This window comes from Thermotoga caldifontis AZM44c09, from assembly GCF_000828655.1.
GTDB classification, from domain to species: Bacteria; Thermotogota; Thermotogae; order Thermotogales; family DSM-5069; genus Pseudothermotoga_A; species Pseudothermotoga_A caldifontis.
On record NZ_AP014509.1, the window covers coordinates 1670418 to 1682318 of the forward strand.

The following is an 11901-nucleotide window of genomic DNA, read 5'->3' on the forward strand; positions in this document are numbered from 1 at the left end:
CTTTCACCACCGTTAGAAAACGTCGAGACCGACAGAACCTGTCACAGGATCGAAAGAAAAGCTCTTCTTCGGGAATTCCTTTATGAAGAATTTGAACGATAGCTTCTCCAGGCTGAATCCTCCGACCGTCGAGAAACTCGTCTCGAAGACCAATCCCCAGCAGTGCAGATCCTTCGTCACGGCCAGGTCCAGAGAACTGATCTGGAAAGGCTGGATGCGGCCAGAGAACGAAACCTTCACCGATGGATCGAACCCCGACAGTTCGTAGGAAGCTCTCAACCTGTAAGAATTCCTGGTGTAAGTGAGAGATATGGCATGCTTGGCAGGTCCCGTATAAAAAGATCCTCCCGCCTGCAGCGTGAGAAGATCGAAGGGCTGAACGTTCAGAGTGTAACGAACCGACAGATCTGGTCTCTCCATGAACAAGAAGCTTTTACCCTTGATGGTCAACTTGTTTTCCAACACATCGACGGGAACTTCTCTGTCGTAACGGTAAGTGAACTTCGTCTCGTGACTGAACGATCCAGCTCCGACATTTATATCCCAGCTTGTTCTGTCCAACTTCTCACTCTCGATCAGGTACACCGTCTCTGTGTACAAAGAAAAGCGCAGTGAAAAGAGGTCGAACGTGGTCGTAGTTTTGAACAGAAGATCGTCCCATTTGAAACCGATCAGGTCGTATCCCGTCGAAAGCTCGAAGCTGCTGGTTGGAACCCTAAGAATCGCTGAAAACGTGGCTTTTGAAAGATCGGAAAAATCTGAAAAACCGGAATAGGTGACGTTGTTCAACGAGGCTCTGTTCTGATAGCCGACCGAGATGGAGAAGAAATCCACCGGCTTCAACGTGAAGTTCGCCTTGCTCGTCTGTGTAAAGAGATACTCCGGCCCTTTCCCATGAGCGAGCCAGAGACCAGTGCGGAGAGAAGAATCGAACGAGACGTCGAACCAGCCTCCCCGCAACAGTACAGTTCTCATGGGCAAGTTCGAATCCAGCTGGAAGTAATTCTTCGAGTAATTGTCTGTTATGCTGGTTCCGTTCAGCTCGTAAGCACCGCTCAGCGACAGATCGAGTTGCTTGAAAACGTATGGAAATTTCCACTGTGCAGAAACGCTGTAGCGACCGAAGGTGTAAAATTCATCGATGTGATCAAAAAGGTCACCTTCACCGTACTGGAGCGATGAGATGTGCGAGAGATTGTTGATGGTCAACGAGAAGGGTTCTTTCAAAACGGTGAATTTCTTCACCGAAACGCTCGGCAGAACCCAGCGGGTATAATCTTGAGACTTGCTGACGGAATTCTCGATCACGAAATCCTTGGCCGGATTCAAGGTGTGCTGGAATGAAAATCTCTCGTTACTGAAGTACGAGCTCAGTCTGGAATACAGCGGTGGCACAGTCAGCGTCGTGTTCATTTCATAGCTTCTTCCAGCTGGCCCTTCGAGATTGTACACGCTTGTTGTGAGTTTCCACTTTTCTTGCTCGTAATTGAGCGTCAGTTTAGAGTAATTCCCGGCCTGATCGCCTCTCTCTCTGAAACCTATCTGTGTGGTGACGTAACCCTGCGGGAAGGTCACACTGTAAACGCTCTCCACACTCAGTCCCTCGTCTTTCGAATAACCCATTTTCACAGCGAACGGTTCCGGCCCTTCGCGCAGCGAAACAAAATAGACCGGTAGATAAACGGTTGGTACGCTGTAGATGTACAACACCACGTTGTAGGCGGCCAGATACTCGTTCTCCTTTATCTCAACGTTCCTCGCCTGAAGCCTGTAATGTGGCTTTTCAAGTTCGCACGTGGTCAGATAGGAGGTGCTGAGTTCGGCAGATCCGTCTTTCATTCGCGAAGATTCTGCTGCAAAATATATCGTGTGTTTCGCCTTCTCTTCGTCTGTGAAGATCGTTTTGCCCTTAACTTGGAGAACGAACGCAAGCTTTTCGGAAAACACGTACAGCAACTGTTGAGCCCTTATTTGTGTATCTTTTTTGGTGTAGAGCACGCTTCCTTCTGCGAGGATCTTTTCCACCTCGCTGGAATCGTTCAGAAACACGGTCAGCGTCTCTGACTGAATCGTCACGTCTTCGTACCGAACCTCGACTCCGTTTGAGAGGATCAGTCTTCCCTTCTCGACCAACACGTTACCGCCTTTCAGCTCCATCGTTCCAGCTCGAACCTGCGAAGCAAGGAACATTACAAAAACGATGACCAAGAATCTCGTCAGAAACTCCCTCAATCTGTAACTGATCTTAGTGTCGAGCAGCACGAACAGCACAGCTCCCACGATTCCAAAGCTCAGGTCTGGTAACCATGCCGCGAGGACAGGATCTATCAGACGTTCTTTCCCCATGGCACTGACCCAGGCCCCTGAGCCCTGGTACAGCACAATCAAAGTGAACGTCAGTATGACGCCCCAGGATTTGCTCTTCAAATTGAACATGAGTGAGAGGGGAACGCCCACGAGGGCTATTATGATCGGACCCAGTGCGATGGAGTAGCGCGAATGGAGTTCCACGATCCACGGTGCAGGATCTATTCCCAGCTTTTTGAGTGTAACTATCCTTTCTCTCAACTCCTCGCTCTTCATGTCCCTGGGAGTTTTCCCACTTCTCAAAATGGATTCGATGTCCTGCTTCAAATCGAGTTCCACCTTTGAAAAACTCACATCGAACCTCAAAAAGCCGTCCTTATCGACCCTGTACATCCGTCCATCGTACATGAACCACCTGTCGTTCTCCTTGACCACACGGCGTGCAGTGATGATTTCTTCCTCAGAGGGCTCGTTCCTGAACAGCACGACGTTCTCAAGTATTCCATTTTGCCTGTCGTATTTCTTCACGTAAAAATATTGGTTCTCGTCGACTTTGGTGAGCACGTTCTCGCTGATGAAGACTTCAGGTTTTCTGTAGACGTATTTGGAGAGCACCTGGTCAGCCTTCTGATTGAAAACGGGAACGATCCTGTCGTTGAGCAGATACGCGACGAGGCTGAGAACAACACCGAGCAACAGGAATGGAACGATCAGCACCTTCAAAGAGATCCCGTGCACCTGCATGGCCATGAGTTCGCGATCGTTCGACAATTTTGACAGTACCCAGAACACAGCAAGAAGGATTCCCACCGGTACACCGAGCGCCGTGAAATAGGGAAGATAGTAGTACAGGATTCTCAGCAGAACGAAGAAACTCACTCTGTGCCTGACGATCAGATCGGAAAGCTGGTAGAGGATTTCTACGCTGACGAAGATTATGAACCCACCGAGTCCAATCAACACGGGGCCTAAGGAGAGCCTGAACAGATATTTAATCAGAATCGTCAAACAGAACACCTTCCCTGCCTTTTAGCGGCCTCATCCGATCTTTGAAGCACTTGTAGTTTTCTCCCGAGGCAGCGTACAGCACAGCTTCAACGACGTTCGTACAGAGACCTGCTATCTCTTCGAGCTCGTGCGCAATCTCCAGAAGCCACAGGATACGTTCCAGCTGTTCGGGTTTTTCATTCAACAGGTTGATGAACTCCGACCTCACGTCCTGAAAGAACTCGTCTATTTCATCATCTTTCGTGCATATCTCGAAAGCGGCTTCCGATCGCATATCGGCCATAACGCCGAGTGTTTCCCTGAGGAGTCCTGCCACATTCTTGGCCATTCTGATGATCTTAGGATCAACGTTCGCAGACTGCTCCCTGTAGAAAGAGAGCAGGATCTGGGCAATTCTGCGCGTTCTGTCCCCTATCTTCTCTATGATGTTCGCCACCTCAACCGAACTGATGAGGAATCTGAGGTTGAAACCCGTGGGAGCATGTGTACCGAGTATGACCGCGGCCTCCTGCCTGAGCTCGACTTCCATCTCGTCGAGCACATCGTCATCCTCAACAACCTGCTTTGCGGTAGCAACCTGCCTGTTTTCCATCGATTCTATGACTCTGATCATCATTTTCTCTGCGAACCAGCCCATCTTCATGAGAGCATTTTTGAACCTCTCTATCTTCTGATCCAGCAGCCACTTCAAGATTCGTTCACACTCCTTCCATAACCCACTTTGCTCTTGAGGACGGAGAAGAAATCGTAACCGGCGGGTCTCAAAAGAGAGAAAGTCTTGTCGGACTTGTTCACGAGTATTTCTCTCGTTGTTCCAACACAGACACCATCGATCACCAGCTCGGATTCGAGCTGGCTCGAAATGCGAATAATTTTTGTGGCCGGCAGTACTATGCTGCGGTTCTGAAGATAGTAGGGCGCCACGGGCATGACCTGTACCACATCACAGCTGGGTATAACTATGGCACCTCCGAGCGAAAGGTTGTAAGCCGTGGAACCTGTGGGTGTTGAAACGAGGATTCCATCTGCGAAGAAATCCAGGTCACTGCAGCCATCAATGAACACTCTGAACTCGCTCATGGGTTTTGCCTTCGCACGGAGAATCACATCGTTGACGGCTTCGTATTCTTTCTGATCCACCGTAACCTTCAGCATCCATCTATCTTCCCGTACGAGATTTCCATTTCTGAGGTCTTCAAGGAATCTCTCCGCTTCTTCCACCCTGTAGGCAGTCAGAAAACCGATCCTGCCCGCCTTGAATCCCACGATCGGTACGGACACACACTTCACCGCTCTCAGGACGGTTCCATCACCACCGACTACGAGTGCAAAGTCGCACGCTTTCTCCACACGTTGACAGGACAGTTCCTGAACATCGATAACCTTCAGATGTTTCCTCACGCTTTCGAACAGTTCCCTCGCTTCTTTGTCCCTTCCGGACTTGTACAGGATAACGCAACTGTGGCTCAACGCAACCTCACCGCCAGATCCACCAGCGTTCTAACGAGGAAATTGTCCAAAAACACGAGCAGAAGGATCGCTATCATCGGCGTGATGTCCACAGGACCTATGGGTGGAATGAACTTTCTCAAAGGCTTCAGAAGAATGTTCGCGATCGCATCGACGGACTGTCTGAACATAGAGTATCTGAAGGGCGTTATCCAGCTCAAGAGTGCTGAGAGTATCACGGCGAAAAGCTCTATGTAGATGAACAGCTGAAGAACCCTTGCCAGTGCGTAGAGAAGATTCGAGATCACGAACATACTCACTCTCCTTTCAGAATCGCCCTACCGATCCTGACCATCGTCGCACCTTCCTCTATGGCCACCTCAAAATCATTCGTCATACCCATCGACAGATGAACGACATTAGGCCAGCGATCGACGAGTTCATCGCGAAGTTCTCTCAACTTTCTGAACACCCACCGAACCTGTTCAGCGTCCTCGACCAGCGGAGCCATCGTCATCAGACCGATCACCTCAACGTGTGGAAAATTGCTCGAAAACGTTAAAAGCTCCGAAAGCGATCCTGGTTCGACACCCGCCTTGGTTTCCTCCCCCGAGACGTTCACTTCGATCAAAATCTTTTGTCTCTTTTTCAATTTCGATGCGACCCTGTTTATCTCAACGATCTCTTCTTGCCTACAAACTGAGTGTATGTATTCACACCTCGGAACGATGTACTTGATCTTGTTCGTCTGGATCCTGCCTATGAAATGCCACGTTGCGTCGGTAACTGAATCGTACTTCTTCACGAGTTGCTGAGCATAGTTTTCGCCGAAATCTTTAACACCAAGTTCCATCAGCTTGATTATCTGCTCCAGACTCGCTTCTTTCACGACCACAACCAACTTGACAGAACCCGGATCACGATGTGCCCTCAAGGCTGCCTGAGCAATTCTTTCCTTTATCTTCTGAAGGTTCTGCTGGATATCCATCGAAGAGACCACCCCTCACTCTGCTCCCGTATCCGAGATGCTGGTACGCGAGATCCGTAGCAGCTCTGCCGCGCGACGTTCTGACCAGAAGACCCGCTCGAAGCAAGTAGGGTTCGTACACCTCCTTGAGCGTGTCGATCTCCACGTTCAGAGTGGCTGCGAGCGCTTCTAAACCCACCGGCCCTCCTTCGTAGATTTCTATGATCGTCCGCAGTATCTTTCGATCCATCACGTCGAGTCCGAGGGAATCTATCTCGAGAATGTCCATGGTCTTGAGAACCGTGCTCGGTGTTATGTTCTCTTCCCCCCGCACGGTTGCAACATCCCTCACGCGCTTCAACAGTCTCAACGCTGTGCGGGGTGTTCCTCTCGAACGCTGGGCGATCAACTGCGCGGCCTCTCGTTCTATGTGCATGTTCATCAGCTGGCACGCCCTTTCGACTATCTTCGTCAGTTCGTCCACGCTGTAGAAATCAAGCTCGAAAATCATACCAAACCTGTTCCGAAGGGGCGGACTGAGCAGACCACTCCTGGTGGTCGCACCGATCAGCGTGAAAGGTTTCAACCTGATCCTGACAGACCTGGCCGTTGGTCCCTTACCGATCATCACATCCACCTGGAAGTCCTCCAACGCCGAATACAACACCTCTTCTGCGGGTTTGCTCATTCTGTGGATCTCGTCGATGAAGAGCACATCACCTTCCTCAAGGCTCGACAGTATGGCCGCGATGTCTCCTCCACGTTCGATGACGGGTCCACTGGTGATGTATATGTTCTTCCTCAGCTCTCTTGCGATCACGTAGGCAAGCGTTGTTTTCCCAAGACCTGGGGGTCCTGCGAGCAACACATGGTCGAGCGGTTCTGAACGCAGTTTAGCCGCTTGCAGGGCTATTCTGAGCTTTCTTTTTATCTCCTCCTGTCCAACGTACTCATCCAAGCTGTGTGGTCTGAAGCTCGGTAGCGACTCGACTTCTTTCATCACGGATACACCCTGTAGAGGGTCCTCGCGAATGGTATAGCTTCTCTGATGTGTTCAAGTCCACAGATCCATGCAACTGTGCGCTCGACACCCAACCCGAAACCGCTGTGTGGGACGCTTCCCCACTTCCTCAGATCCAGATACCACTGGTACTTCTCGACGGGCAGGTTGAACTCCCTGAGCCTCTCGACCAGAAGATCGTAATCGTGTATCCTCTGAGAACCACCTATGATCTCGCCATAGCCTTCAGGAGCGAGCAGGTCCGCACACAAGACGACTTCGGGTCTGTTCGGGTCTGGCTGCATGTAGAAAGCCTTCGCTTTTCTGGGATAGTGCGTAACGAACACGGGTTTTTCGAACTGCGAGGCGATCATCGTTTCCTCATCACCACCGAAATCGTCGCCCCACTGAATATCGACACCTTTCGACTGCAGGAACTTGATAGCTTCATCGTAAGTTATGCGTTCGAACGGAGGAGTCACTTTTTCCAGCTTCGAGATGTCCCTACCGAGGGCTATCAAATGATCGGAGGCGTTCTCGAGCACGTATTTGACTATGTAGGAAACCAGTTCCTCCTGAAGCCTCAGATTGTCTTCGTGTTCGTAATACGCGACTTCTGCCTCATGCATCCAGAACTCTATCAAGTGCCTCCTCGTCTTTGACTTCTCCGCCCTGAAGGTCGGACCGAGGTTGTACACCTTGCCGAAAGCCAGGCAGGCTGCTTCCAGGTAGAGCTGACCGGTTTGCGTCAGGTAGACCTTACCGTAATCGAAATAGTCGAGCTCGAACAGGTTTCCCGCGGTTTCACCGATGGATCCGGTGAAGATTGGCGTGTCGATCAGAACGAAGTTCCGCTCCTTATAAAATTGCCTTATGGCCCATACGATCGCATCTCTGACCCGGAGTATGTGAAACTGTCTCCTCGAGCGTAACCAGAGATGCCTGTAACTCATGAGAAAGTCTATCCCGTGATCTTTCTTGGAGATAGGATAGGGCTCTTCTGGAATCTGAACGGGTATCACGTCGCTGGCGAGTACTTCTACACCGTAAGGAGATCGGCTGTCTTCCTTCACCTGACCTCTGACAATGACACTGGATTCGATTCGAAGCTTTCCAGCCCTTTCGAACACGTCCTCCGGAACCGTTGAACGTTCCACGATTATTTGGACGAAGCCTGTTCCGTCTCTGAACTGCAGAAAGTGTATTTTACCGCTCGAACGCAGGTTCCACACCCAGCCGCGAAGTTCTACCTGCTGACCGACGTAATTTTTCAACTCCTCCACATAAACCCACTTCATCGATAGACCTCCCCTGAACGTCGAAAAGTTTCGAACCAGAAGGTGGTCACAATTAAAATGATACCATCTATCTGTGATCCGAATCTGTCGGACAAAGGCACAGTACATTGAAGCAGGTGTGCTTGAACATGCAAGAACGATGTGCTATAATGCGAACGGAGGGCGACGTAGCCAAGCGGTTAAGGCGGGGGTCTGCAAAATCCCTATGCGTGGGTTCGAATCCCACCGTCGCCTCCAGGGGAGGGGTTTCCCTCCCTTTTTGCTCAGCCTTCCTCGGGGTGATCCTTATGGATATCAAGCGCATCGACAAATACATCTTCAGCATCAAGGGCAAGAACGTTGACGCCATCGTGTTCACAGATCAAGAAACCGTCAACGATCCGGAGTTCAGGGAAGCTCTGCAACAGATCGTGAACGTCACACACATGCCAGGGATCGTGGCCGCACTCGCAATGCCGGACATACACTGGGGTTATGGTTTCCCCATCGGCGGGGTTGGAGTTTTTGATGCAAAAAACGGAGTCATTTCGCCAGGCGGCATAGGCTTTGACATAAACTGTGGGGTCAGATTGATGCTGACCTCCCTCAGCTTCGAAGAGGTTAAACCGCACCTGCGCAAGCTCGTGGAGGCTATCTATGAAAGTGTACCCGTGGGCGTTGGTGCGAGCGGGGCACTCAAAGTGAGCGAAAAGACGTTGCGGAAGGTGTGCATCGAAGGTGCACACTGGGCCGTTGACAACGGTTACGGTTTGAAAGAAGACCTCGAACGGATAGAAGACACGGGTAGACTTTCTCCAGCGAATCCAGACCACGTTTCCTCGAAAGCGTTCGAACGTGGTCTCGACGAATTGAACACACTTGGGGCAGGCAATCACTTCATAGAGATACAGAAAGTCGAAAGGATCTACGATCCGACCGTTGCGGAGGCCTTCGGCTTGTTTGAGGGACAGGTGGCGATCTCCGTACACTGTGGAAGCAGGGGATTCGGCCACCAGATAGCGACCGACTACATACAGATCATGCGAGACAAACTTGCGCAGCACAACAAAGATCTTCCGGACAAGCAACTCATAAACGCTCCGTTCGATCATCCGATAGGCCAGCAGTACTTCAGTGCGATGAACTGCGCCGCGAACTACGCTTTTGCCAACAGGCAGATGATCGGCCATGCGGTTAGAACGATCTTTTTGAAGATTTTCCCAGCCGCGCGGGTGTGGCTTCTCTACGATGTCGCACACAACATCGCGAAGGTGGAAACGTACAACGGTAGAAGATTGATAATACACAGGAAGGGTGCCACGAGGTCTCTGGGCCCGAACAATCCGTTGCTCCAGGATATTTATAGATCCGTTGGACAACCCGTGCTCATTCCCGGCAGTATGGGAAGCGCCTCTTACGTGCTGGTCGGCACGAAGAAGGCCGAAGAACTATCCTACGGAAGCACTGCACACGGTGCGGGCAGAACCGTGGGGAGAAGGGCCGCGCTGAGGAGTTTGAGCTATGAGGAAGTGCTGAGAGAACTGAAAGAAAAAGGCATAGAAGTGATGAGCAAGGGTAAGAAAACGCTTGTGGAAGAGGCGCCGGAAACTTACAAAGATGTGGATCGAGTTGTGGAAATCGTCGATCAGGTTGGACTGAGTAAAAAAGTTGCAAGACTCATACCACTGGGTGTGGTCAAAGGATGAAGTTCTATCTGAACCTTGAAGGTGTCGCTTCGACTCTCTACATCCTGCTCACACAGGGTGCGATATTCACAGGCCTCGCTCTCGCCTTTGGTTTGGACGAGTTCCTGATAGGGGTCACCGCATCTTTTCCGATGATCGCCCAGGTCTTTCAGATTTTCTCGCCCGTGGTCGTGGAGAAAATCCCAAAGCGCAGAACCTTGGTCAATCTTTTCAACTTGCTCGCACGTCTGCCATGGGCCTTGCTGATCGTCCTGCTCGCGTTCAAGGAGAGAAATCCACTCGTCTTCGTTTTTGTCTTCGCTGTTTCGCAAATTTTCGGAACACTGGCGGGAAACGCCTGGACCTCACTGGTTAGAGACCTGATACCGGAATCGGAAAGAGGAAGGTTTTTTGGCAGAAGGAATGTCTACATTTCTTTCACATCGCTCGTGTTCTTCTACGTCTATTCCCTTCTGATAGACAGGTTGAAAGATCCTCTGGGATATCAGCTTTCCATAGCGATCGGTATGTTCGGAACGTTGGTTTCCCTCTGGTCGATGCTCAAAGTGCCGGAAGTCCCGCTGAAAAGTTCGGGAGCGCGAGCGGAGGTCAGCCTCGTTTTCCAGGACAAGAATTTCATGAAACTGTGTGTCTTCTATTTCTTTTGGAACGTGGTCATCGCTTTCACCTCTCCTTTCTTCACCTACCACCTTTTGAAGAACCTCCAAGTGCCGTTCTCGTACATAGGTTTGACCGGCGTGCTCAACAGTATCGTCGCGATGATCTTTTATTTCTTCTGGGGGAGACTCTCCGACAAGGTGGGACACAAATCCATCGCCGTTGCCGGAGTGTTCATCGTGAGCTTTCTTCCACCCATGTGGTTCTTCATGAACACGTTCACTTATCGCTACCTCATGCTTGCGGATGCGGTGGTGTCAGCCATAGGCTGGTCGGCGATCAACCTTTCGTTCCTCACGTTGCCCATGGAAGTTGCACAGAGTTCTTCGAGTGCTTACTTCGCAACCTATGCAGCCCTTGGTGGTGTTGGTGGCTTGATAGGGGCCGTCGCAGGTGGTGCAACCGCCAAGCTTCTGGCAGGGATTCAAGTTGGTTCAAGCACCTTTCCCATATATGGAGTCCAGTTGATGTTCTTAGCCTCGGGAATCTTGAGAATCTTCACGTTGAAACTGCTCACTAAGGTACGGGCGAGGAGGTACGTTCCACTCAGAACCTTGATCGCGAGCACGCTCTTCCTTTCCAGAGATAACGCACTGACGAGATCGAACGGATCGAGCGTCTACGATGTTCTAAAGGTGATCAGGAAAAAGCTCGAGGAACGCGAGGAGGATGAAAAACCTTGGCGCGTGAAACGATGGTGGTGAAGGAAATCCTGCCAGACAGGATCGTGTTGGAGAGAGACAGGACCTCCATGTGTGGGAAATGCCCGGCGAACATGATGTGCACGGGCGAAGCACAGAAGGTGCAACTCGTGGTTGAGAAAAACTATCCCGATCTCGAACCGGGCGACGTCGTTCTCGTCGAGACTCCAGCGGTCAGTGCCACCAGAGTTGCGTTCGTCGTTTACACGATCCCGACTCTCCTGTTCATCGCCATGGTCATAGCGACCGTCAAACTTGCTGGAGAACTCCTTGCGTTCTTTCTCGGCCTGATATCGGTAGCGGTTTATTTTTTGGCACTCAACGTCTACGATAGACGGTTCAGAAAAAAGTTCAAGCCGAGAATCCTCAGTGTCATTGAGAGAGCAAAGCCAGCAGGTCCATCAAATGACGCTTCTCTTCGGAGATGACTTTTTTTATCGTTTCCCTCTCCTCACCCGCGTAAGGTAGAAGTTCAGAGTAGAATATGATGCTATCCTTCTCGACCTCCACGGCAAGATGCAGACCTTCTTTAAGATCCACTCGTTTCATCTTCGCCATGGTTGGAAATATGGACATGTTCGCATAACTTTTCAAATAGCCTGCCACTTCCTCCGAAACCCAGCTGTCGATAGAAGAACTTCGCTGAGAAACCTCGCCTATCAGCTTTTTGAATATCTCCTGATGCTCCCTTTCCTGCTGTGCCAGGTTCTGAAACAACTTCTTCGAAGACTCTTCCGTCTGCACCGTGGCGAGATTCGTGTAGAAGGCATAGCCTTCCGCTTCGATGTTCAAAGCGATGGAAAGGATTTCCGCAAGGCTCACCATGGGA

At 50.8% G+C, this 11901-nt stretch carries 11 protein-coding genes and 1 tRNA gene; 4 read left to right on the forward strand and 8 right to left on the reverse strand.

Annotated features, from left to right (window positions below; all coding sequences use genetic code 11):
- Window positions 1-12: 12 nt before the first annotated feature.
- From TSP01S_RS08290 to asnS, 7 genes are read right to left on the reverse strand one after another with little or no spacing between them, the layout of a single operon-like run.
- Entirely contained in the window at window positions 13-3315 is a 3303-nt protein-coding gene (locus TSP01S_RS08290) for an LptF/LptG family permease (protein ID WP_041077688.1), read from the reverse strand.
- Window positions 3299-4006 carry a phosphate signaling complex PhoU family protein gene (locus TSP01S_RS08295; protein WP_041077690.1) on the reverse strand — a complete coding sequence of 236 codons (708 nt, stop codon included), beginning with the start codon at window positions 4004-4006 and terminating at the stop codon, window positions 3299-3301. The genes TSP01S_RS08290 and TSP01S_RS08295 overlap by 17 nt, the downstream gene beginning before the upstream one ends.
- Window positions 4003-4785 (reverse strand): NAD(+) kinase, encoded by a 783-nt coding sequence (locus TSP01S_RS08300; protein ID WP_052463564.1) that lies wholly within the window; start codon window positions 4783-4785, stop codon window positions 4003-4005. Before TSP01S_RS08300 ends, TSP01S_RS08295 begins: the two co-directional genes overlap by 4 nt.
- Window positions 4782-5078, reverse strand: a complete 297-nt coding sequence (locus TSP01S_RS08305; protein ID WP_041077692.1) for a YggT family protein — start codon at window positions 5076-5078, stop codon at window positions 4782-4784. The genes TSP01S_RS08300 and TSP01S_RS08305 overlap by 4 nt, the downstream gene beginning before the upstream one ends.
- Before the next feature lie 2 nt (window positions 5079-5080).
- Window positions 5081-5752 (reverse strand): YggS family pyridoxal phosphate-dependent enzyme, encoded by a 672-nt coding sequence (locus TSP01S_RS08310; protein ID WP_041077693.1) that lies wholly within the window; start codon window positions 5750-5752, stop codon window positions 5081-5083.
- Complete coding sequence (gene ruvB, locus TSP01S_RS08315) at window positions 5682-6731, reverse strand: Holliday junction branch migration DNA helicase RuvB (protein ID WP_041077695.1); 1050 nt, start codon at window positions 6729-6731, stop codon at window positions 5682-5684. The genes TSP01S_RS08310 and ruvB overlap by 71 nt, the downstream gene beginning before the upstream one ends.
- Window positions 6731-8029, reverse strand: a complete 1299-nt coding sequence (asnS, locus tag TSP01S_RS08320) for an asparagine--tRNA ligase (RefSeq protein WP_041077698.1) — start codon at window positions 8027-8029, stop codon at window positions 6731-6733. Before asnS ends, ruvB begins: the two co-directional genes overlap by 1 nt.
- A 161-nt stretch (window positions 8030-8190) precedes the next feature.
- Between asnS and TSP01S_RS08325 the strand changes: the two genes are divergently transcribed.
- The 4 genes from TSP01S_RS08325 (at window position 8191) to TSP01S_RS08340 (ending at window position 11500) form a co-directional block, all read left to right on the forward strand.
- Window positions 8191-8266, forward strand: a tRNA-Cys gene (locus TSP01S_RS08325).
- Between the two features lie 50 nt (window positions 8267-8316).
- Complete coding sequence (locus TSP01S_RS08330; protein WP_041077700.1) at window positions 8317-9714, forward strand: RtcB family protein; 1398 nt, start codon at window positions 8317-8319, stop codon at window positions 9712-9714.
- Entirely contained in the window at window positions 9711-11075 is a 1365-nt protein-coding gene (locus TSP01S_RS08335; RefSeq protein WP_041077702.1) for an MFS transporter, read from the forward strand. The genes TSP01S_RS08330 and TSP01S_RS08335 overlap by 4 nt, the downstream gene beginning before the upstream one ends.
- A complete protein-coding gene (locus tag TSP01S_RS08340) occupies window positions 11051-11500 on the forward strand; it encodes a SoxR reducing system RseC family protein (protein ID WP_041077704.1) in 450 nt (149 codons plus the stop codon). Before TSP01S_RS08335 ends, TSP01S_RS08340 begins: the two co-directional genes overlap by 25 nt.
- Here TSP01S_RS08340 and TSP01S_RS08345 read toward each other — a convergent pair.
- Window positions 11445-11897 carry a ferritin-like domain-containing protein gene (locus TSP01S_RS08345; RefSeq protein WP_041077706.1) on the reverse strand — a complete coding sequence of 151 codons (453 nt, stop codon included), beginning with the start codon at window positions 11895-11897 and terminating at the stop codon, window positions 11445-11447. The genes TSP01S_RS08340 and TSP01S_RS08345 overlap by 56 nt on opposite strands.
- Between the last annotated feature and the right edge of the window lie 4 nt (window positions 11898-11901).